The 23,582-nt window shown below is 59.8% G+C and carries 15 protein-coding genes; 8 read left to right on the forward strand and 7 right to left on the reverse strand.

Annotation, left to right across the window (positions count from 1 at the left end; all coding sequences use genetic code 11):
* Nucleotides 1-172 precede the first annotated feature (172 nt).
* The 4 genes from GX444_00700 to GX444_00715 form a co-directional block, all read right to left on the reverse strand.
* Complete coding sequence (locus tag GX444_00700) at nucleotides 173-1,342, reverse strand: hypothetical protein (protein ID NLH47099.1); 1,170 nt, start codon at nucleotides 1,340-1,342, stop codon at nucleotides 173-175.
* Between the two features lie 94 nt (nucleotides 1,343-1,436).
* Nucleotides 1,437-3,752 carry a diguanylate cyclase gene (locus tag GX444_00705; protein NLH47100.1) on the reverse strand — a complete coding sequence of 772 codons (2,316 nt, stop codon included), beginning with the start codon at nucleotides 3,750-3,752 and terminating at the stop codon, nucleotides 1,437-1,439.
* Nucleotides 3,752-4,558, reverse strand: coding sequence for a hypothetical protein (locus tag GX444_00710; GenBank protein NLH47101.1), 807 nt, complete (start codon nucleotides 4,556-4,558; stop codon nucleotides 3,752-3,754). Before GX444_00710 ends, GX444_00705 begins: the two co-directional genes overlap by 1 nt.
* Nucleotides 4,555-5,805 (reverse strand): radical SAM protein, encoded by a 1,251-nt coding sequence (locus GX444_00715; protein NLH47102.1) that lies wholly within the window; start codon nucleotides 5,803-5,805, stop codon nucleotides 4,555-4,557. Before GX444_00715 ends, GX444_00710 begins: the two co-directional genes overlap by 4 nt.
* A 209-nt stretch (nucleotides 5,806-6,014) precedes the next feature.
* Between GX444_00715 and GX444_00720 the strand changes: the two genes are divergently transcribed.
* From GX444_00720 to GX444_00750, 7 genes are all read left to right on the forward strand, one after another.
* Nucleotides 6,015-6,815, forward strand: coding sequence for a hypothetical protein (locus tag GX444_00720; GenBank protein NLH47103.1), 801 nt, complete (start codon nucleotides 6,015-6,017; stop codon nucleotides 6,813-6,815).
* Between the two features lie 124 nt (nucleotides 6,816-6,939).
* A complete protein-coding gene (locus GX444_00725; GenBank protein NLH47104.1) occupies nucleotides 6,940-7,680 on the forward strand; it encodes a hypothetical protein in 741 nt (246 codons plus the stop codon).
* A 324-nt stretch (nucleotides 7,681-8,004) separates the two neighbouring features.
* Entirely contained in the window at nucleotides 8,005-9,642 is a 1,638-nt protein-coding gene (locus GX444_00730) for a hypothetical protein (protein ID NLH47105.1), read from the forward strand.
* A gap of 57 nt (nucleotides 9,643-9,699) precedes the next feature.
* Entirely contained in the window at nucleotides 9,700-10,380 is a 681-nt protein-coding gene (locus GX444_00735; GenBank protein NLH47106.1) for a DUF4956 domain-containing protein, read from the forward strand.
* Nucleotides 10,381-10,387: 7 nt separating this feature from the next.
* A complete protein-coding gene (locus GX444_00740; GenBank protein ID NLH47107.1) occupies nucleotides 10,388-12,424 on the forward strand; it encodes a hypothetical protein in 2,037 nt (678 codons plus the stop codon).
* Entirely contained in the window at nucleotides 12,421-13,662 is a 1,242-nt protein-coding gene (locus GX444_00745; protein NLH47108.1) for a TolC family protein, read from the forward strand. The genes GX444_00740 and GX444_00745 overlap by 4 nt, the downstream gene beginning before the upstream one ends.
* A gap of 9 nt (nucleotides 13,663-13,671) precedes the next feature.
* Nucleotides 13,672-14,445: a polyphosphate polymerase domain-containing protein gene (locus GX444_00750; GenBank protein NLH47109.1), complete on the forward strand. Its 774-nt coding sequence runs from the start codon at nucleotides 13,672-13,674 to the stop codon at nucleotides 14,443-14,445.
* A gap of 24 nt (nucleotides 14,446-14,469) precedes the next feature.
* On the opposite strand, the gene GX444_00755 is transcribed toward GX444_00750, so the two are convergent.
* The 3 genes from GX444_00755 to GX444_00765 form a co-directional block, all read right to left on the reverse strand.
* Nucleotides 14,470-15,084, reverse strand: coding sequence for a hypothetical protein (locus GX444_00755; GenBank protein NLH47110.1), 615 nt, complete (start codon nucleotides 15,082-15,084; stop codon nucleotides 14,470-14,472).
* A 91-nt stretch (nucleotides 15,085-15,175) separates the two neighbouring features.
* Complete coding sequence (locus tag GX444_00760; GenBank protein NLH47111.1) at nucleotides 15,176-17,524, reverse strand: hypothetical protein; 2,349 nt, start codon at nucleotides 17,522-17,524, stop codon at nucleotides 15,176-15,178.
* A gap of 27 nt (nucleotides 17,525-17,551) precedes the next feature.
* Complete coding sequence (locus GX444_00765; GenBank protein NLH47112.1) at nucleotides 17,552-18,886, reverse strand: metallophosphoesterase family protein; 1,335 nt, start codon at nucleotides 18,884-18,886, stop codon at nucleotides 17,552-17,554.
* Nucleotides 18,887-20,014: 1,128 nt separating this feature from the next.
* Here GX444_00765 and GX444_00770 point away from each other — a divergent pair.
* On the forward strand, nucleotides 20,015-23,572 hold the full coding sequence (locus tag GX444_00770; protein ID NLH47113.1) for a hypothetical protein: 3,558 nt from the start codon (nucleotides 20,015-20,017) through the stop codon (nucleotides 23,570-23,572).
* Nucleotides 23,573-23,582: the final 10 nt, after the last annotated feature.

The following is a 23,582-nucleotide window of genomic DNA, read 5'->3' on the forward strand; positions in this document are numbered from 1 at the left end:
GCGCGGCCGCGTCGTCGGCCGGCGCGGCGGCCAGGCGGTCGAGCGCCGAATAGAAGTCGCCGCGCGCCAGGTAGTAGTAGCCCCAGTCGGTCGGGTCGTCGCCGGACGGCGGATGGATGTAGTCGTCGGTCGTCGCCTGGGCGGCCGGCAGCGCCGTCTCCGGTTCGTAGGTCTAGCGCGCCGTGACGGCGATCAGCGTCGCGCCGATGCCGTAGGTCACCTGTTCGCCCTTGAGGACGTAATCGTACATTTCCCAGGTGGAGGGGCCGGTGCCGTAGCTGGTGCCCAGCAGGATGGTTTCGCCGAGTTCGTCGGTCACGGCCTGGTCGAGGGCGCCGCGCAACCCGCGCCGGGCCAGTTCCAGCAGGGAGTCGTTCGCCTCGCCGGCCAGCGCCGCGTGGTAGATGCCCGACGCGACCAGCGGCCCGACGCTCGTTTCGAGGTAGGTCTCCGGCCGATTCATGATGGTGTGCCAGCGATTGCCGGTGTCGATCAACGCGCCCATCGCCGCGGCCTGCTGAACGAAGCGGTCCCGGATTCCCGCATAGCCTTCGTGCTCCGGCGGCATGGCTTCCAGGGCGATGCCCGAGGCGGCGATCACCCAGGCGTTGCCGCGGCCCCAGTAGTCTTTTTCCGCCGGCGTTACGGTGTCGGTCTCGGCGTCATACATGTGGCGGTAAAGGCCGGTATCCGCGTCGCGCAGATGCTTGGCGAAGACCTCGAACTGCAACACCGATTCGTCGAAACAGGCGTTGTCGTCGTCGGCCGCGCCGAGTTCCAGCAAAAAGGTGAGCATGAACAACGTATCCACCCAAATCTGCTGGCCGGAGATCCAACCCATGTGGTTGAGGCCGCCGTCTGGCAGCCGGTCGGCTTTTTCGAAAATGTAGTAGCGCGTGTCGTCGACCACCTTCCGGTACTTTGCCTCGCCGGTTTCCTCCCACAGCCGCAGCGCCAGACGGCCGGGAGGCACGTGGTCGTTGAAGGCGATCGTGTAGCCGATCGAGATGTGATAGTCCATCCACGTTTGCACGTAATCGTGGTAGCGGTTCTCGCCGGTCTGCCGGTAAAGCTCCCAGATGCCGAGCATCAGCAGGCCGCTGTCCCAGCTCCACCCCATGGTTTCGGGGGTATAGGTGTCGATCCAGGTGTCGGCCAGCGCCCGGGCGGTGTCGAGCGGCGCGGTGGTGTCGTTATCGTCGTCATTGTCGTTGTCGTCGTCGTCGCCGGCCGGCGGCGAGGAATCGTCATCGTCGTCCGAGTCGTTTTTCGAACTGCAGGAAGCCAGCGCCGTCGTCGCAAGAACCAACAGCAGCAGGAGGATCGCGATTCGCTTCAGCATGTACATACCATCGCCTCGTTCCATTTACGTTGCGCGCTATCTTACAACATTTTACGGCTTCCAGTAGCGGCGGGAGGGCGACGCGCGCCGGCGGTCATTCCGGACGCCAAAGCAGGACGCGGCCCTTGCCCTCGCGTTTGGCCTGGTACATTGCGGCGTCGGCACGGGCCAGGTACTCGTCCAGCGAAAGCACTTTATCCGGGCCGATTTCCACCACGCCCGCGCTGAACGAACATTGCAGCCCCAAAGCGCCGATGGGCTTGGCGCGGAAGACCTGCAGAATGCGCTGCATCAACCGCACCGCGTTGGCGCCCGACGATTCCGGGAAGCAAAGCACGAATTCCTCGCCGCCGTAACGGCCGAGGAGATCGACCGAGCGCAATTCGCCGACCAGGGTCGTCGCCAGTTCGATCAGCACCTGATCCCCGGTTTGATGGCCGTGGCTGTCATTGACATGTTTGAAATTGTCGACGTCGAGAAACGCCAGGCTCAAGACGCCGCCATAGCGGGCCAATTTTTCCATTTCATGACCGACGGCCTGCGTCCACGCTCCGCGGTTGAGCAAGCCGGTCAACCGATCGCGCAGCGCGAGATGCTCATGCTCGGCCTTGCGTTGCAGAATGCCGCGAATTTTGACCAGCAATACGTCGAAGGAAAAGGGTTTGGTGAGACAGTCGATCGCGCCGGATTCGAGGCTTTCGAGCACCGCCTCGCGGGAGGTTTTCGCGGTCAGCAGGATGACCGGGATGGTTTTCAACCGTTCGTCCGCCTGCAGGGCGCGGCAGAGGACGTGCCCGTTCATCACCGGCATCATCACGTCGCTGACGATCAACTGTGGTTGGTGGAGGCGCGCTTTTTCCAGGCCATCCTCGCCGTTGACCGCGGCGATCACCCGATAGCGGGTTTTGATGCCTTTGCACAAATATTCGCGCATGTCAGGGTTGTCCTCGACCACCAGAATTACCGGCTGCTTGCCCGGCGGCGTTTCGGCGGCGGCCGCTTCGAGGGGCGGCGATTCCAGGCCGTTGGATTCCAGTTCGGCGTAGGCGAAGCCGAAGGCCTCGGCGGCGGGAATCGGCGGCGCCGTTTGCTCGCGCGGCAGGAAAATGTCGAAAACGGTCCCGCGGCCGGGTTCGCTTCGCACCGCGATGCGGCCGCCGTGCAGACGCACCAGTTCCTGAACCAGGCTCAGCCCGATTCCCGTTCCCTCGTGCGACCGCGTCGTCGAGCCGTCCACCTGGTGGAAGCGGTCGAAAATGGTGGCGAGATCGGCCGGCGCGATGCCGATGCCCGTGTCCCGCACCGCGATGCCGACTTCCCGGTGTCCCGGTGGCGCGGTCACCGACACCTCGACCCGGCCGCCGGCCGGTGTGAACTTGCAGGCGTTCGATAGAAGGTTGGAGACGACTTTCTCGATGATCTCGGGGTCGAAATCCGCCGTGACGCCGTCGCCGGAATCCCTGACCGCCAGCGCGATGCCTTTTTGCTCGGCGTAGGCGGCGAAGGAGCGGGTGAGGTCTTCGACGAAGGCCGACAGGTTGCCGCTCCGGGGCGACAAGCCGACCTTGCCCGCGTCGATTTTCGAGAGATCCAACAGTTGGTTGATCAGACGCAACAATCGCCGGGCGTTGCGCATCATCATTTCCAGACGGCGGCGGTGCGATTCGCCGAGCGCCGCGTCGTCGTCGGCGAGCAGCCCTTCGAGCGGCCCGAGAATCAGCGTCAGAGGCGTCCGGAGTTCGTGCGAGACGTTCTGGAAAAATTCGGTCTTGCGGCGATCTTCTTCTTGAAGGCGTGAGAGGAGATCGGCTGACCGCTGCTGTTCGGCGCGCAGCCGGTCCTCGGTGATGCTCGCCCCCAGGCGCCCGATGGCGGCATTGACGGAAATCGCGATGAACAGGCCGACGGCGACGAACCCCCGCAAAATGTGTAACTGGTGGGTGGTCAGTTGATAAAAGGGGCCGTAGGCGCCGACCAGGACCAGCGCGGCGGCATAGGAGGCGATCACCATCGCGAAGGCCATGATGACCGGCTTGATGTCGCCGCGCGGAATCATCGTGATCGCGCCGCCGATGCCGCAGAGGATCAGCAGCGGCATCAGGGTGTCGCTGCCGAGCGCAACGGTCGTGATGACCAGATGCGCATTGACCAGAATCCCGTAAAAAATGTTGGCCGCTTCGTGGCGACCGCGCCGATTGAGCGCCGTGGTCAGCAGAATCAAGCCGTTAAACAGGCACATTTCAAGAAAAAGCAGCCGCCAGCCATTGAGCAGGCACAAGACCAGAAACGGCAACATCACGGGGATCATGACCAGCGAACTGAGGTTGGCCATCTGAATGTACTTGGCCTGCTCCGGGTTCATTTCCTTCGGGACGCCGATATTGATCAAGCGGGACAGGATTTCTTGCATTACGAAGCTCTCTTTCCATCGACCAACCAGGCGCGCAGGGCGTTTTCAACGCGCAGGGAAAGGTCCTTCCAAATCAAAATCGCCAGCATCCACCAGAGGACGATCCACAGCGGGACGCCGCCGATCCAACCCAGATAATATTGATGGAGATGCCCGACCCGGATGTACAGCATTTCCATCGCCGGTCCGCCGACGAAGAATACGGCCAGCAGTTTCAGGTCGTGCCGGCTGGGGAAAAAGAAAAGCAGATAGATCGCCAGCGAAGCGAGAAACGGCAACCAGGAAAAAAGCGGATCGAGGTAGGTGCGATAGATCCATTGTCGGGTCGCCAAAATCAGAAGCAATTGAGCGCCGACCTTCAACGCCGGGCTCTCGACAAACCAGTCGCCGATGCCGATCCGATCGGCGGGCCGCGCCGGCGGGCCGAGATTTTTCCAGCGCGCCAGGCGGGCGAAAAAACGAAGGATCATGCCCCAAAAAAGCAGCATCCAGGTCGGGATGGTGGAAAAGGCGGAATCGTACGGCACCGTATAGCGGTAAATACGGTGATGAACGACCGAGTTCCAATCGTTGAAGGCGCCGAGCAGGGTGCAGAGAATGAAGAACGGGATTTCGACGCGCCAGACGACGCCCTTGGCAAAAATGCCGAGAGCCGCCATCCGCGCGAGGATCGCCAGCGGCACTAAAACCGATTGCCGGCCGAGCCGGTCGCTCCAGAGGCAGATGGTCACGCTGATGACGGCGACCGTCAGGGCATCGATGGCGACGAGGATGTCCGGGTCGGGCGGCCGATCACGGTGCATCATCCGCGGCCGCCGTGAAAAGCGAATTCCAGCAGTTCGCCGACAAAGCCGCTGCCGAGCGGATTGATAATGCCGTCCAGGTAGCGGGCCGTCGTGTAGTTCTGCATCCAGGCGCAATGCCCGCCGCATTGGTTTTTACCGGGGCCGTGGAAGAAATTCGGATTGACCTCCTTCCGGGCCGCCGCGTAGGCCTCGTCGAAGCCGGCATAATCCAAAAGATTGATATCGGCCGGGGGGACATTGGCCGTGGCGCGACAGGGGAAGGTCAGGTGGCCGTTGGACCAGACGTGCGGTTTCAGCGCGGTCAGGCATTGGTAGGGTTGAGCGAAGAGCAGCCGTTCCAGCAGCGTCGGCGAGCCGATGATCGGTTGGCCGGCCCGTTTCCGCGCCACGATTTGCCCGGCGAGGTCCCGGTAGGCCGGGTCGTCGAGCAGTTCGCGGTTGGGTTCGTGCCGATAATTGACCGGCACGGGAACGAACCAGAGATCCAGGTCGGCGCATAAATCGAGGATCGCCCGCGCTTCCGGAATGTTGTCGCGGGTGATCACCGTATTGACCGCGAGCTTGAAGGTAACTTCCCGCCGCAACCGCCGCAACAACAGCAAATTGACGAAGACCTGTTCGACCTGCTTGACGCGCCACAGCTTCCGCAGACCTTCGAGCTGCAAGCCGTCCAGACTGACGATCACCAGATCCATCTGCCGGAGAAAAGACCGGTAGGCCGGCTTGACCAACAGTTTGTGCAACAAGCCGCCGTTGGTGTTGATCATGTTGGGGAAATAGCCCAGATGCCAGGCGTAATCGAGCAGTTCCGGCAAATCCGGACGCAGGGTCGGCTCGCCGCCGCACCAGTAGATGGCCGAGGTTCCGGTGATCATGCGCCGCAACAGGTCTTTGCCTTGCGCGGTGTCCAGGCGGTCCGGGTCCTTGTGGTCGTAGTAGTGCTCGCCCTGGTGGTTGTCGCAATAGGTGCAGCGGAAATTGCAATCGTTGAGCATCGTCCAAATTACGTAAAGGGGACGTAGCGCATGATCGCCCCGGCGATAACGCCGGCGATTGACGATCAGGTTCTCGCCCGCTTGCCTCAAGGCTTTCGCCTTGCGCCAGGCATCCGCCAGCCGGTCGGCGGGGGTGAGGTCGGAATCTTTGAGGATGACCGGCAGAATTCGCTCGGCCAGTTCCCGAGCTTGCCGGTCGCACGTTTCCCAATTGGGGTGTCCGCTTGCGGGGCGGTACCGGGTGAATTCCACTGGTTTTTCTCCCTCGTCGGATCGGCGGAAAATCGGTTGCTTTACCCTATTATAACAGACCTCGAATAAAAACAGGGTAGCCGGATGGCGATCGCTTCCGGCCGAGCGGCATCCTGGCACGCTTGCTATTTATTGGATGAATGGAAAATCCCTTGCCAATTGAAGATGGATCGGGCAATAATCTGACGGGGGCGAAATGGAGGTTCGATATGAAACGGTTGCTCGGCCTCATTCTTTTTCTTGGTGTAAGCCTGGCGCCGGCGTGGCTTCTCGCCAATCCGATTCCCGACGACAACGAACTGCCCCTGCAACAGGATCAAGGCAGCGTCTGCATCGGTTTTCGGCTCGATCAGAAAACCGCCATGGTTGATGGCGCAGTCCATGTATCCTCTGAATTGGAGATGAATTACCGCATCCGGCGGTATCTTGGCGATGAGGTGTCCGATATCGTCCCGGCGCGCCAATTTACGGCCGCCGAAGCCCTGGCGCGGGTCACCGAATGCACCCACATGGCCACCGATGACGACAGCGACATTTCCAGCGCCGCGGCTGACGCCGAGTGCGAACAGAATCCCGATGAATGCGTGGATTGCGACGGCGACGGAACTCCCGATTGCTTCGGCCTGTGTTACGAGATGTTGTATTTCGTCATCGCGGATTTGTGCGCTCCCGCCGGCAGCGCCGATTACCTGATGGAAATGAAAGCTGAAGACGGCGACGACTGGAATGATTGGATGTCGGCTTCCATTACCATTAATCCGCCGTCCGGCGATTGTGTCGATACGACCGCTACGGTCTGTCAGAAAGTCTTTTGGACCGATTTGCCGCCGGATGCCTACGGCGACGACGATTCCGCCGACGGCGCGGCTGATGACGACAACGACGATGATAACGACGACGACTCAGGCGGTTGCAGCGTCGGCCGGGGCGATCCGTTACTTTCACTGCTCGGCGCGATGGCGGCGATCGGCCTGGTCGCCTTGGCCGTCTCCCGGCGGCGGGAGCGCTGAATATCGCTTGGAAAACGGTCGCTTCGCCAAAGACGTATCGCCGGATTTCCTTCGGTCAGGCAAGGGCCGGATGGTCCGGGTTCTGTCACACAAAAAATCAGGTGTATGTTAGAGGAGTCCTCGGATGAGAATTTCAGCCGTCGTGATTTGCTTCGCGGTTCTGTTTGTCGTTTCGAACGCGGTTTTCGCCAACCCGGTTTCCAACGAGCAGGATTTGCCTCTGCAACAAGACCATGGCAGCGTTTGTATCGGCTTTCGGTTGGATAAAAAAACATGGATGGACGACGGCGATCTCCAGATTTCTTCCGACTTGGATAGCCAATTCCGGATCCATCGCGAGATCGGCGAGGAAACGACGACCATTCTGCCCGATGGTTTGCTTGCCGAGAATGAAGCCCTCGCGCATGTCTATTCCGAATGCGGGCACATGAACAACGAACCGGAAATCGATTGCGAAAAAACCCCCGAAAAGTGCGTGGATTGCGACGGCGATCAAGTGCCGGAATGCACCGGCATGTGCTACGAGATGTTCTATTTCGTCATTGCCGATCTCTGTGCGCCGGCCGGTAAAGCCCGGTATGCCATCGAGCAGCAATCCAAGGTAACCCAGGATTGGTACGAGATCATGACCGGCACCATTAAAATCGATCCGCCGGACGGTATTTGTGCCGATAAGGCTTACTCCGTCTGTCAGGAAGTCTTTTGGATGGATTTACCATCGGACGCATACAATGAGGACAATATCGACGACGACGACTCCGGTGGGTGCAGTGTCAGCCGGGGCGATCCGCTGCTTTCGCTGCTGGGTGCGATGGCGGCGATCGGCCTGGTCGCCTTGGCCGTCTCCCGGCGGCGGGAGCGCTGAGCATCGCCCCCGGGGAATGGTTGCTTCGACACACGCTTTCAGAATCCGCAAATGAGTTTTGGCGCCATTTTTTACGCTTTGTAGCGGTGTGTATCGGCCTAATGAGCCTGGCCAAGTTTCAGCACTGCTAAAAATTGAGCGCATTCATTTCCCGCGAATCCACACCTCAGAAATTCGCTAATTTGTTTCTAACAAGAGGCAAACGCGATGTTTATCGGGCCCGGATCGGCTGGCACGCTTTTTGCCCTCCTGATGGACAGGATCGAGTAACCGTCAGTTTCCGGCGATTTTCCGGAGACCTTTTTCGAGGGAGAGAGCGTGAAAATGAAAAGCCGGCGAATCATTCGTGTCCTTTTGTTTCTTCTGTTCGCGGTGCTTGCCTTGGCGGTCTGGGGTTGCGCCAATAGCGGCGATGATGACGACGACTCGGGCTCCGATGATGACGCCGCCGATGACGACGCCGCCGACGACGATGACAACGACCAAAGCGACGACGATAGCGGCGACGACACGGCGGGCGGGACGATCGTCCTCAACGAAATCGACTGCCATGGCCGCGACTGGGTGGAACTCGTCAACACCTCGGCGGCGGAAATCGACATCAGCGGCTGGTACGTCGCCGACGATCTGACCGAGGACGGCCATCAGTACGAGGTGCCCGCCGGCAGCGTCGTGCAACCGGACGAGCATTACGTCATCAAACAGGAAGAAGATTTGGAGGAGGGTTTCACCTTCGGGCTCAAGTGCGCCGAGGATACCGTCTACCTGTTGGATTCGTCCATGAACGTCATGGCGCAAGAGACCATCGGCGAAGTGCCCGACGGCAGCACCTGGGGCCGGTTGCCCGACGTCACGGGCGATTGGCAGGAAACCAGCCCGACTCAAGGGGAGACGAACCAGGAGCCTTATTCCTCCTCCTCGACCTTTTTCAATCCGCTGACCATCAACACCGTGCGCATCACCTTGTCCGACGGCGCGGTCACCTCCTTGACCAATGAGCCGTATGAATTCGTCGAGGGACAAATCCAAGTCGTTTCCGGCGAGGTCACCAGCGATTTGCTGACCGTCGGCGTCCGCCTGAAAAGCGGCGAGTCCTTCCAGCCGATCACCGGCAAGGCTGCCTTCAAAATCAAGATCAACGAATACGACACGACGGCGCGGCTGTTCGGCCTGAAGGGTTTCAGCCTGAACAACATGATCGACGATCCGACCATGATGCATGAAACGCTCGCCTACACGATTTTTCGCGGCATCGGGATTCCGGCGATTCGCGCCGGTTATGCCTGGGTGCTGGTCAACGGCGAGGCGCGCGGCTTGTACGCGACGATCGAAAACTACGACGACGTTTTCGCCGCCTTTCAGTTCGAGAACACCTCGCACGTCTACGAAGGAACCGCGGACCTCGATTCCACCCATGTCGGTCAGATCGACGTCGACGAGGGCGACGAATCCGATCGGCAGGATCTGCTGACTTTGGTCGATGTGTTGAACAATACCGCCGACGACTCCTGGACCGCCGCGGTCGCCGCGCTCTTCGATTTTGATCTCTTTCTCGATCTGTGGGCGGTGGAGAACTACATCGGCCAGACCGACGGGTATGCGCAAGCGGCCAACAACTATTTCCTGCACAGCGACAACGACGGCTATTTCACCATGATGCCCTGGGGAACCGATCGCGCCTTCACCGACAAACCGGCGTTTCCCAGTGGCACGAGCATCGTCTGCTCCCGTTGCCTGGGCATCAGCGGTTGCGCCGACCTGTACGACACCGCGTTGCCGACGATCGTCGCCGCCATCGAAAACCTAGATCCGGACACCCTGATCACGGAAATCGACTCGACGATCGCCAGCCACGTGCAGGACGATGAATACGCCCAGTATACCTATGCCGAGTATCAGGCCGCCGTGGCAGGTTTGCGCGAATATCTCGCCGACCGGCCCGACGAAGCCAGCGCGATCTGAAGCGTCTCCGATTCCCGGCCGGCGATTTCACGTTTCCGGCGGTGGAGTGCAAGCGTCATGGAAAATCTGCTCTTGAGCTTCGGTTCGATGAAACTGGAATGGAGCGGCGTGCTTCTTTCCTTCCTGGTCACGTTTCTTTGTTCCAGCCTGGTTGCCGCGACCTATGAGAAAACCTTTCAAGGGCTCTCCTGGTCGCGCGGGTTGTTGCATACCATGATTCTGGGCAGCCTGACTTCCAGCCTGATCATGATCGCGATCGGCGACAACGTGGCGCGCGGCATCGGCATCGTCGGTTCGCTGGCGATCATTCGTTTCCGCACCAATTTGCGCGATCCCCGCGATTTGATCTTCCTCTTCGTTTCCATGGGCGTCGGCGTGGCGAGCGGCGTGCAAAGTTACATCAGCGCCATTCTCGGCACGGCCTTTTTCTGCCTGGTCGCGATCGGCCTCAATCGCACGCAATTCGGCCGGCGGTACTCGCACGACGGCCTGGTGCGGTTTCAGGTGCCGGCCGGCCCGACCGGTTCCGAGCAGGTGGCGCGGGTGATGAGCACGATTCCGGCGCACTTCGCCCTGGTGACGATGCGCTCGGCTGCTCAGGGCGACGTGGTGGATTACGCCTATCAGGTGCGGTTGGCGCGCGAGGGCGAGGAAGGGGTGTTGCTTCGCGAGTTGGAAGGCGTTTCGGGGATTCGCGGTCTCGTCTATGTGAATCAACAAACGACGGTCGAATTGTAGGTGCGCGATGAAAGATCTGGGGCGCTACAAATTTCATCTCATCTGGCTGACCATGGCCCTCTTCACGTTCGGATTCTATTTCGTTTACCACGTCAACGCCGACCTGCTCGGCATCGTGGAAACGCGGACGCATAAGCTCGGCGCCCTGGAGTCGGGACGCATCCGGTCCATTCACGTCGCGCTGGGCGATGAAGTGACGACGAACCAAGTGCTGGTCGAACTGGATACAGCCGATCTGGAGATCGAGCACGACGGGCTGGCGCAGGAACTGAATCGCCTGGGCGGCATGTTCGAAAGCGACCGGCGGCGCTACACGCTGGAATACGAAAAACTGCGGCTGCAGCGCGACACGGAAGCGGCGCGGCTGGAATCGAAAAGAGCCGAACTGAACGCGCTCAACAATGAAATCGAGCGGTTGAACGAGGCGGAACAGGCGGGCTTCGGCCGGCCGCGCAACTTGACCGACCTCATCATCCGCCGCGACATCGCGGCCGGGTACGTGAAAAAGGAAAGCGCCCGCGACACCTCTTCCTGGCGGCATTCGCGCGCGCCGGGGGCCAACGAGAAAGCCTTGCCGGGCGATAATCTGGTCTTATCGATGCTCAACGACCGGATTTCGCAAATGCATGAGCTCGAATTGAAAACCAAATTGATCGAGGACCGGATCGAGCGGCGGCGCGTCATTTCCCCCTGCAACGGCCGGATCGTCAACATCAATTACCTGCCGGGCGATTCGGTCGAAGGTTTTTCCACCATTCTGACCGTCGAGGAACCCGAGGCCAGCTTCGTGGACGTCTTCATTCCGGAAAGCTCCGACATCGTTCCGCAATTGGGCGAGCGGGTCGACGTGATGCCGCATCGCTTCGGCGTCGCGGACACCAAGGGCACCATCATTTTCGTCGATCCGGGTTATTCGGCGATTCCCGAGCGGTTGGCTTTTCGCAAGGTCATCTACTGGGCGCGCAAGTTCCGCGTGCGCTTGGACGAAGGGCATCATCTGCGGCCCGGCGAATCGGTCGAGGTCGGCATTCGCGGGGAAATCGTGCCGTCCGGCGCCGCGCAGGCGATGGAAACCAAGCCGGAACTTCGCCGACCGAAGACGCCGGAACCGCCGGCCACGTTGACGGCGGCCGCATTGTCGACCGTCACCGTGAGCGATCGCCTGCGCGCGATCAGCCGATTCGAGCCGTCCGGCATTGCCTGGCTGGACGACCTCAAGCGGTATGTGCTGGTCAGTGACGACACCAGCCGCCAGGACCCGGAGCACCAGCCCTGGATTTACCTGATGGACGAGGCCGGCAATTTGGACGAGCAACCCGTCCCCTTGCACGGCGTGGATTCGGTCAACGACCTGGAGTCGATCGTTTCGGCTCCGAACGGGGTGCTCTACCTGGTGTCGTCGATGAATGCCAGCCACCGCGGCAAACGCCCCCCCGATCGGCAGCGGATTTACCGGGTCGTCCATACCGGCCGTTCGTTCAAGGTGACCGGCGTGGTGAATTTCCTTTCGGTTTTGTGCCAGTCCTATCAGCCCGCTCAACTGGGGCGGCTCGGGCTGGATCCTTTGCTCGGCGATGCGATCGAACTGAATATCGAAGGCGCCACCTGGTACAAGGGCGATGTCCTTTTCGGATTGAAGCAACCGCGTCCGGCCAAAGGGGCGATTGTCTGGCGGTTGAAGGATCCCGAACGATTGTTCGCAACCAATACCCTGGCGCCGGGGCAACTGGAGGTCTTCGGCTATGCGGATTTGCGGACTCCGGACGGAAGGCCGGCCGGGATTTCCGATCTGCTGGCCGAGTCTTCCGGCCGTCTCTTGGCCTTGTCCACCGTGCCGCAAGCCGAAAAAAGCAAGCAGGTCGGCGGATTGCATATTCTCGTCGAAACCAAAACCGACCGGCTGTTGGTCAAGCCGATGCTGAACTTTCCCGCCCTCAAGCCGGAAGGGCTGTGCGCCCGCGACGCGGATCGGCTGACGATCGTTTTCGACTCGGATGACGAACCGCCCTTTTACTACCACACCCTAGGATCGCTCGACCAATGAAAGCTCTTCTGCTCTGGTGCCTGTCGGCCTTGGCTCTGCTCGGCGGACTCGCTTGGGCGGGCGAGCCGTTGACGCAAGCCCGGGCGATTCAATTGACCCTGGCGCGTTCGCCGGAATTGACTGCGGAACTGGCGGCGGCGGCGGCCCAGGGGGAATTGGCGGACTCCGTGGCCGGGGCGATCGAGAACCCTGAAATCCGCTTGGAGGATCTCACCACGAAGTATTTCGATCCCGAGCAGGAGCGCGATTTTCAACTCGGTTTTCGGTGGAGCCCGCCGCGGATCGGCGAACCGGCGTTGCGGCGGCAGGAGGAGACCGTCGACTGGTTCGAGAAAAAACTGAAGGCCGACGCGACCCGGCGCAAACTGATCGCGGAAGCCGGGCAACTGTTCGCGGAAACCGCGATGCTACGCGAAAGCGCGGACCTGGCCGCGCGCACCGCCGATTTGGAGGAACAGCGGTTGTCGCGGGTCGAGCAATTCGTCCAGTTGGGCGAAGCCGATTTGCTGGAGCGATTGAAGACGCAGCGGCGCCTGACCAAGAACCGGGGCGAGGCGCGGAGCCTGCAATCCCGGTTGGCGGCCTGCGAAACCCGCTTGCGAGCGCTGACCGGTTTGTCCGGAGAATTGACGTTGGCCGCCGATCCGCCGCCGAATGTCGAGTTTGATCCCGCGAAGCTGCGCCTCATCGCGACGAGAAACCGGGCGGAAATGTCCTGGCGACAACAATGGGAGCGTCTGGCGCAACGACGGTACGACGCCGCCCGCTATCGTTTGATTCCCCAGTTTTCCTTCATCGAAGTGGATCATCATTTTGAAGGCGACGATGACGATTTCGATGAACTGCGGGTCGGCGTGGAAATCCCGCTCTTCAATTGGACGGTCGCCGATCGTCGGGCGACCGCGATCCTTCGCAGGACCGCCGCAGACCGTGAAAACGCGACCGCCGAAGGGATCGGAAGGGAAATCGACTCGAGCCTGGCGAATTACCGCGAGGCGCTGGCGGTGTGGCGGGCGACGCGGGGCGATGCCGAAAAAACGCGAGATCTGTGCGCTCAACAACTCGAAATCGCGCGCCGGCAGGGGCTGTTATCGTCCGTCGAATTGCTGGACCTGGAAATCGAGGGAATCGCCGCGCGCCGCGCGCTGGCCGAGGCGCTTTATGAATTGCGGGCGGCCGCCGTCGAGCTGCAGGCGGCGACCGGAGCCGCGGGTTGGGAAGAACTGATCGCGCTGTGAGGGATGCCGATGCGTAACGATAGCATGGTGATTTCCCGCTACGAAAACAAATACCTCATCCGCGAGACGATGGCGCGGGCCATCGCCGATTACCTGCGCGGGATTTGCGTGCCGGACAAGCACGCCGGCGCCGACGGCCGGTACATGGTGAACAACTTGTATTTCGACACGCCGGACCTGCGCTTCTACCACGACACGCGCAACAAGCGTTATACGCGCTTCAAACCACGGGTCCGCTATTACGGCCCGCGGCCGACCGATTTTCTCTGGATCGAACTGAAACACAAAGTGAAGAACGTCACCTGGAAGAAACGGCGCCGGATCGCGGTGGCGGATTGGCCCGAGTTTCTGCACGATGGTTCGTGCCGGCCGCCGGCGAACCCGGCGTGGATCACGCTGGCCGATTCGTTCGAGGACGCGGTCTGCCGCTTCGGCGCGCATCCGGTGGTTCAGGTGCAGTACATTCGCGAGCCCTACGTCAGCGAATTGGACGATTATTGTCGCATAACCTTTGATCGCTGTCTGACTTTCCGATCGGTGCGCGGCAGTTACGAACTCGTCGCGAACGAGAATTTGACTTACTTCGACAATACCGTGGATACCGCCTTTTGTTCGTGCGAGTCGCCGGTGATCCTGGAAATCAAAACGGAAACCAACGTGCCGATCTGGGTGCTCCGGTTGATCCGCCGCTTTGAGTTGATCCAACGAGGATTTTCCAAATACTGCAATGCGATCGAGGCCGCCATGGGATACACGGCTTGTTCGCTGCGCCGGCTCGCTTAGGCTGAATGCTGAAGAGAAGACGGATCAATAATTCGTGTACGCGGTCACCCGCAATTCCCGCCGCGCGGCGTCCAGCACCGCCAGAATGAAATCGTTTTGATCGCCGGTTTTGTCCAGGCATTCCCGCTTTACGGCATGCAACAAATTATCGCCGGCGGTCAGGCAGCGATACCAACCCTGTTGCGCGTCCAAGGGAAGACGCGGCGCCTGCCACGAAGCCAGGATTTCGTCGGCGCCGGGAATCGGGCGGATCTGTTCCGGCCGGTTCTGCTTCTGATACTGCTCGTTGAGGGTTTGCAGTCCCCGTTGTCGGCTCGCGACGCCGAGCATTTTTACCAGCAACTCGCGCGGCACGGGCAGGGGACGCCACGACGTTCCCTCGGTCGTTTGTCGGCGGAAAGCCTCGAATTGCGCCGGATCGAACCCGAAAGTGGCCTCGATGGTCAAACCTTCGCGGCCGAACCAGCCGGCCTGATCGGCGGGCGGCGAGGCTTGCAAACCGAGCAAGCGGACCTCCGACGGAATCGACAGACTGCGACGCAGGACCGCTTCGTCCGAGAGCGGATGACCGCAACCGCAGACAAAGCCGGCGAACAGAAACGCGAGCAGAAGCAAGGTCCGTGATGGCCCGATTTGCATTTTCACCTTCCTGGGCGCGGCGGCCGCCGGCGCGTCGAAATAAAAGGAGCCTCCGGCGACGGAGGCTCCCCAGTCATTCCGCGAAGAAACCCTAGTACCAGCAGCCAATCGCGGCGGTGAAGAACGCCTGATCCTCCTCGTCCATGAGGCCGCTGCGATCCAAGTCGCCGCCGTCGCACCAACTGTTGTCGACGGTGCAGGCGATGGAATTCGGCGGGCCGTAGGTCGCCCAGGCGGACTCAAAGAGCGTCTGATCCGCGCTATCCACGAGCCCCGAGGCGTCGAGGTCGGGCCGTTCGCAACCCAGCGCGGCCCACTCGCAATCCAGCACGTTCGGCGCGAGCACGCAGGCCGGCAACATCTTCCAGAGGTCGAGGCCGCCGAACCACTGGTGCGAAATGTTGGCGATCTCATGGAAGTCGCCGTCGAGCCCCACCGCTTCGTAGTTGTCGCCGAGGCGGCGCAACGGCTTATCGGCCTCGGTGGGGAAGCGCTCCCAGTACCGATCGTAGGTCAGCGGCCGATCGGCGTAGCCGTCCAATTCGGCCAGGATGCGTTCCCAGATGTACTCGTCGGTCATCAGGCCGCGCAGGGAAGAATCGGGGCGGTTCAACACCGCTTCGAAGCCTTCGTTGTAGTTTTCCTCGTTGACGAAGTCGAACGGGTCGAAATCGGCGTTGCCGACGCCGCCGATGTGGGCGTACAGCGCGGCCATGGTCAGGTAGTGTTCGGCCTGATTGGCCGCGTTGGTGTTCGGCGGATCCTGCGCCATGGCCCAGTCATAGACCAATTGCGAAGCGCGGCGCTGGATTTCGACGATGTGCCAAAGCGTTTCCTGCGAGGCGTGAAGCAATTCGTCCTTGCCGGCGGTGATGCGAGCGTAATAGACGACCGCGAAAATCGCCATTTCCGGCTGATCCAGCGCGTCAGCCAGATCGAGCAATACCGGCCATACCTCGTCCGGGTAGAGTTCCAGCACGGTGGCGATCAGATCCCACAACGGCACACCGAAAACTTCCAGGGTCAGGAACGAGCCGAAGGGCAGACCGACGAAAAAGTCGTCGATGTTGTGGCAGGTCTTGGTGATTTCCGGTGGCTGCAGGCCGAGCAGTTCGAACAACGCCTTGATGCCCAGAATCTCGTAGGAGCCGGGTGTCTCGACCGCCTCGTCGGGCGAGCTCAGACCGGTGGTCGACATCGCCTTGGCCATGTAGGACATCTGGCACATGTTCATCGAGCCCAGCCACTCGGGTCCTTCGTCGGTGCCGTCCGGCCGCAGTTCGCCGGCGACGATCAGGTGATCGGCGTCGTAAGGCTCGAACTCGCCGACGGTCATCAGGTTGTAACCGTTCTCGACGACCGAATCGCCGACCCGTTTACCGGAATTGCAGGCGCGTTCCGCCGAGGCGCGCACGTCGGCGTCGGCGTTCGGATCGTCCTTGGCTTCGCAGGCGGCGAAATAACCCATGGCGAAATCCGGGAAGTTGTCGCGCGAATTGTGGTTGCCCCAGAAATAGCCGGCGAAGGTGCCGAGCTGCGAAACCATGAAGGACGAGCAGCAGTTGGAAATGCGCAGGTAGTTGGGCATTTCCGCGAAGACAAAGGTCACCGCGTAGTCGGCCGGGTTCAGGATCGGCTCGATGTGGAAATAGGTGTCGGTCGGGTCGGCGCGCACGTTGTACACGCCGTCGGCGAAGAAGGCGTCGACGATTTCCGCCTCGAGGGAGGGATCGTACGCTTCGGCCGGATCGATGGGATCGCCGTCCTTGGTCCGCGTAATCGTGCCGGTCAGGCCGTCGATGTTGATGGTGAAACCGGGCCACCATTCGCGGCAGGTCAGGCCGGGGATGCCGGAGATTTCCTCGGCGACCGCCAACCCCTCGAACTGCCGGATCAGGGTCAAGGCCTGGTCGCGCCGGCCGAAATATTTATAGGCCTGGTAGACGTTGAACGCCGACCAGCCGAAGTCGTTGTTGTCCACGGGATGCAGCGCCACGTCGTAATTCGTGCCGCTTTTCGCGATGGCCGTCGAACCCAGCGTCATCGCGGGAACGACGTCGCCGACGAGCTTGAAGCGGTTGTAGGCCGGCAAAATGCGGGAAAGGCGTTCTTTGTAGTAAAGCCGGAACGCGTCCGCCTTGGCGTTCGGGTTTTCCCAGACCGTGAACGGCGTGGTGTCGTTGTCGTCATTGTCGTCGTTGTCGTTGTCGTTGTCGTCGTTGTCGTTGTCGTCGTTATCGTCGTTGTCATCGTCATTGTCGTCGTTGTCGTCATTGTCGTCATCGTCGTCGCCCGGCGGCGGCGTGAAATCATCGTTGTCGTCGTCGTCCGTCGTGCCCGGACGATCGTCGTCATCGTCGCCCGTGCTGCCGCAGCCGGCGAAAAACAACGCGAGAAGAACCAGAAGGGCGAATCCCCGGAAGATTTTTTTTCTCGACATGGCCGTTTCCTTGGATTTGGGTTGGCGTCATCCACAACCGCAGCCGGATTCGTCGCGGTCCGAATCGGCGGCCGACGATTGCCCATTCGGCGTATCATCGCCGTTATCGTTGTCGTTGTCATCATCGGATATCGCGTCGTCATCCGCGGCGTCGTCGTCGGTAGGCTGATAATCGGGATACCGGACGACGAAATTCCGTTCGTAGAGGTCGCCCAGCATCAGCCAGGGTGCGAGCCCGTAATACTCGCCCCGGGTCAAGTCCGCCCACGCCAGGCACTCGGCGCAGGGCGGGCGATGGAAAGTCTGCGTGTAGCCGCCCTCGTAGACGCGATAAAAAGCGAACCCTTGCGGGTATTCCTTGGTTGCCGGCGTCTCGACGTAGGGCACCCAGCCGGTGCGATCGTCGAAGTTGAGCCGCGCCCGGTGGCTGTGCCCGGCGAACAGGCCGACGAAATTCGGGTAGTTCGCCAGCAATTCGGTAAACTGCCGGCAATCGGCCGGATTCACCGCGTAAGCCAGCGCGCCGTGCAAGGCGAACGTGTGGTGGCTGAAAATCATCACGCGCCGACCGGCGTCGCGCGCATCATTTAATACATCCGCCAGCCAGGGGAATTGTTCGTCGGAGAGGTCGCCGCTGCCCAGTTCGTTGTTGGTGTCCAAGATGATGAACCGCAACGGGCCGTGGTCGAAGTAGTAATAGGTCGGGTCGATCCCGAGCACTTCCTTAAAATAGTCGTGCCCGTCGCGCGGGCGGTCGTGATTGCCGCGCGCATAATAAAGATCGGCGTCTAGTTCGCCGAAAATGGCCTGCGCGTCCGCGAATTGCTCGGCCTCGGCGGTCGAGGTGACGTCGCCTTTGTGAATGACGAAATCCGGCGCCAGCTCATTGATCGTCGCCACGGCCGCTTCGTTGGTGAAAAGCCAGTAGGGCCGGTCGGGATCGTCCCAGGTGAATCCAGGCGTCAACACCAGACCGCCGATGACGATCAGGCCGGCCGTTTCCTCGCCGACGTGCGTGTCGTTGAGCGTCACGAATGAAAAGAGGTAGTTGCCGGGCGGCGCTTGTTGCGTGTGAACCCAACCGGGCGAAAACGGATTTTCATCCGCGCTCGCCGGCGTGGTATCGAGGGAGGTCGAATAAAAATAGGTCGTATCGGGTTCCAGATCGTCCACCCAGACCAGATGCATGGCTGTCAGTTCGGCTGACTCTTCCCAGGGAGTCAAATCATCGGGATCCGCACTGTAATACAGAATCGACAGTGTCGGTTCGTCGGTTTTCCAGGCGACCGCGAACCCGTTTTCGCTGACCGAAAGCAGCTCTTCGTACTCGACTTGAGCGCCCAGAGCCAAAAAGGGGAGCAATAAAATAGCGCAAAAGACACATTTCCCGACACATCGTTTGATTGTTTCGATCATCCAAGAATTGAAACTTGATTTGAATGATCAGTCAAGAATTAAACGTGTTAAAAAACGACGATTGAGTTTCAAAAGCGCCATTTTCCGTTATAAAAAGAGCATGATATATAATATCAAGCACGACTTGATTTGTCGTTGGCCAAATGCCGATCTATTTAGAAAATGCACGAAAAATGCGAGAAAAAGAAAGAAAATAGAATATTGAAGACGATAGCTATATGAAAATAAATTCATGGATAAAAAAGAAGTAAGAAGAAAGAACAATGAGTGAATAGATAAAGAATAATAGAAAATGAAAATGTGGAAAAATAAAAATGCGAAATGAATGAACGTTGCCATGAAAAACAAGATAAATTAGTGTGACATGGCATTAAATATAAAAAAAGAAAAAAGAATTAATAAACACTAACATATTGAAAATATACAGGAATACAAATTTAAGTAAGGCAGAATTAAATTTCTATTGACAAGCAGTACACACATAATCTATTTAATGGCCGCACAAGGATTTGAATGAGTCTTCAGTGAGATATGTTCTTTCATGTAAATGGATCATGGCGCGCGATGGCTTGATGTCATCTTTGAAAATGCCTGAAGGTGAAAAACAACCGCCCGAAGGCGTTTGTTGACGGTTTCTACTGAATTAAAGCCAAGCAGTTACAACTTTGGTCATTCGCCAAGTCCAAAAAATGAACAACTAAGTGAATAACACCGAGTGTTTGCGACGGCCGATGCGGCCAACGGCCTCAATCTTTTGCGCCAGCATTCGTGTGTTGGGGTTTTCTTGCTTTTAAGGCTTATTTATCTCTTAAAAGAATAATTAAGCATGCAATGTTATGGGTTCCGGAAGAGGTGTCTAACAGCTTGAAATAAAATGGTTAATGTCAATCCGTTACATTTGATCGGTAGAGGTGTTGAAACAACACTGTTGATAAATTTGCGCCCACGCCGATCGGTGTCCTGTTTAGCCCCTTTTAATCCATACGACTTCTCCGAAAATAAAATCAATATAATAATCATATCTCATTATTTATACGAGGGTTTTCGCAACAAACCGGGAGGCGGGAGGGGAGAATGAAAGTCCTTTATACGATCATCCTGACGATTTTGACCATTTGTTTGCTTTCCATATCGGTTTATGCCACCGAACCCTGGTGTCAAGGAGTCCCGGGAGTCTGTATTACCAATGTTACTTCGACTGCATTTTCGGTATCTTGGACTACCTACGGTGTCGATGAGGAAGGCTATGTACGCTGGGGCACCAATCCCGGTTCCATCATAAACACCGCCTATGATGACCGCAGTGAGACCGCCTCCGAAGAAACGCACCATGTGACGATCCGGTATCTCTCTCCCGGGTGGACCTATTATTTTCAGGTCGTCTCCGGCGGATTGACTTATTCCGCTGCCGGTGGATCGCCATGGCAGCAAACCACCGGTGTGTCGCTGGCTCCGTCCGGATCGCCCGATACCAGGGCGATTCATTTTTATCAAAGCAATGGTTCGTCTCCAGCCGTCGGCACCCTGGTTTACGTCGTACTGAAAAACAACGACGGCGGCGGCACCAGCGGCACCAGCAACGTGCTTTCTACCGTGGTCACCGACTCGGCCAACGGCGGCATCTGGCTGTTTGACATCAGCCGTTTCCGAAATATCGGCTTGAGCGCCTATTTTCAATATTCGGCCTATGATTTGATTCAAATATTGGCCGACGGCGAGAGCGACGGTTACCAATTCGTCGAGCAGGAAGTCGGCGAGGTGCTCGACGACGTGGTGCTCGACGCGTGCGCCGGCTGCTATTTCTACGCCACCGGCGCCTGCTATCATCCCGATCAGACGAATCCGTCCAACGCCTGTCAAATCTGCAACACGGCGATCACCCGGGTGAACTGGTCGATCAGCCCTGCGACGGTGGTCTGCCGGAACTCCACGGGCATCTGCGACACCACCGAATATTGCACCGGCGCCACGATGGTTTGCCCGGTCGATTCGTTCGAGCCGACCAGCAAGGTCTGTCTGGACGCGAGCGGCCCATGCGATCTGCCCGATCATTGCGCCGGCACCAGCAATGCCTGTCTGCCGGAATACAAACCCCCAACAACCGTTTGCCGCGCCAGCACCGACAGCGAACTATGCGACAAAACCGAATATTGCCCAGGCAATGCGAACACCTGTCCGACCGATGAATTCTTCCCGTCCACCAAGGTCTGCAATGCGGCCAGCGGCGATTGCGATCTGGACGATCATTGCTCCGGCAGCGGGGCGACCTGCGTTGCCGAATACAAGGCGAACACGACGGTTTGCCGCGCCTCGGCCGACGGCGAGCTGTGCGATAAAACGGATTATTGCACCGGCACCACCGCGGTCTGCCCGACCAACGAATTCTACCCCTCGACCAAGGTCTGCGCCGCAGCCAGCGGCGATTGCGATCTGGATGACCATTGCACCGGTTCGAGCGCGGTCTGCACGCCCGAATATAAAGCCAATAGCACGGTCTGCCGCGCCTCAACGGACGGCGAACTATGCGACAAGACCGATTACTGCACCGGCAGCGCGCCGGTTTGTCCCGCGAACGAATTCTACCCGGCGTCGAAAGTCTGCCTGACGGCGAGCGGTGATTGCGACCTGGACGACCATTGCTCCGGCACGAACGCGAACTGCGTCGCGGAATACAAGGCCAATACCACGGTCTGCCGGGCCTCGACCGATGGCGAAGTCTGCGACAAAACCGAAAACTGCACCGGTTCGACCACGACTTGCCCGGTCGACGCGTTCTATCCGGCTTCCAAGGTTTGCGCCGCGGCGAGCGGCGATTGCGACCTGGACGATCACTGCACCGGCACGAACGCCACCTGCACGCCGGAATACAAGGCCAACACGGTCATCTGCCGCGCCTCGGTCGACGGCGAGGTTTGCGACAAGACCGATTATTGCACCGGCGGCGCGCCGGCCTGTCCCGCCAACGAGTTCTACCCGGCGTCAAAAGTCTGCCTAGCGGCGAGCGGCGACTGCGATCTGGACGATCACTGCACCGGTTCGAGCGCGGTCTGCACGCCCGAATACAAGCCCAACACCACGGTCTGCCGGGCGGCGCGGGACGCGGGGGCGATCGACCTCGATTGCGACGCGACGGAAAACTGCACGGGATCCTCGACCACCTGTCCGGTCGATGCCTTCCTGGCCAACGGCACGACCTGCAACGACGCCAATCAATGCACGAGCCCCGACGCCTGCAACGGCGCGGGCACCTGCGTGGGCACGCCGCATTCCGGTCCCTTCATCCAGGCAGTGGCTCCCGCCGCGGGCGCTTCATTGGCCGGCGGCACGACGGCCAACATCACCTGGAATTACGGCGTCTGCCCGAGCGGCGCCAACAACGGCGTCGACACGATTCACATTTTGGCGTCCGTGGACGGCGGGGCCACGTATCCGATCGAGGTGGCTGCCGCGGCGCCCGACGATTCCGGCTCCTACGCCTGGACTGTGCCGGCCATCAAGGAAACGGACTTGCGGCTCAAGTTGGAGGCCAAGAGAGGCACGACCACCACCGGCAACGATACCACCGACGGCGACTTTGCCGTCGAGATGCCGACGGATTTGAACGCCAGCATCAACCTCAACGACGAAGTCGTGCTGACCTGGACCGGCGGCCCGGCCGACGTGTACCTCGTTCAAGGCCAATACGACAACGAAGCCACCGGCTGGGCCCTCTTCGCGGAGGACGTCACCAGTCCGTGGATCGATGACGTGACGCCGAGCGGCAGCGACGTCTACTATCGCCTGACCAACGCCAACGGCACCGCTTATAGCGCCGAATTGATTGGCAAAACCTACAGCCTGCTGAATTACGGTTACGCCCTGGTGACGATGCCCTTCGAGCCGGCGACGGCGATGCACGCCCAGGATTTGCTGGATCTATACAACACCGACGGCGACTACGCCTCCGTGCTGATCCGCTGGGACAACGGGCTGCAATACTGGGACATCCACTACGACGCCTATCCCAGCTACAACAACTTCGCCGTCGGCGTCGGCGCCGGGTATTTCGTCAAGATCGAAGCGCCGGTGGAGCGGATTCGCGCCGGCCGGGTCGTGCAGGAACCCTTCACCACGCACTTGGGTTATGACTACGCGCTACTGGGATTCCCCACCGGCGAATGGCTGACAGCGCAGAGCGTACTTGGCGCGATGACCGGCTTCGGCGGCGTCGGCCATTCCATCTACAAATGGATTTCCTACAGCCAGACCTGGGACGTCCACTACAACCAATACCCGGGTTACAACAACTACGCGATCGAAACCGAGGATGGCTATTTCGTCCGCAATGACGCGGCGAGCGTCGACTACAAATACAATCCGCTGGAGATCGCCACCTCATCGACGCGCACCAGCATGACGATTTCCTGGGTCACGACCCTGCCGACCACCGGCTGGATCCTCTACGGGCCCTCGACCGGCGCCGTGTCCACCTTGGCGGCCGAGGACTTGGCCGGTTTGTTCGATCTGGATACCTCGCACCAGGTGACAGTCAGCGGTTTGACGGCCAATACCACCTATTACTTTGACCTCGTCTCTTCCGGGGCGGTTCGCACCAATCGCGGCGCGCACTACTCGGTCAAGACGCAGCCGTAAGGAATCAGGC

Source organism: Myxococcales bacterium, assembly GCA_012517325.1.
In the GTDB taxonomy this organism is placed as follows: domain Bacteria; phylum Lernaellota; class Lernaellaia; order Lernaellales; family Lernaellaceae; genus JAAYVF01.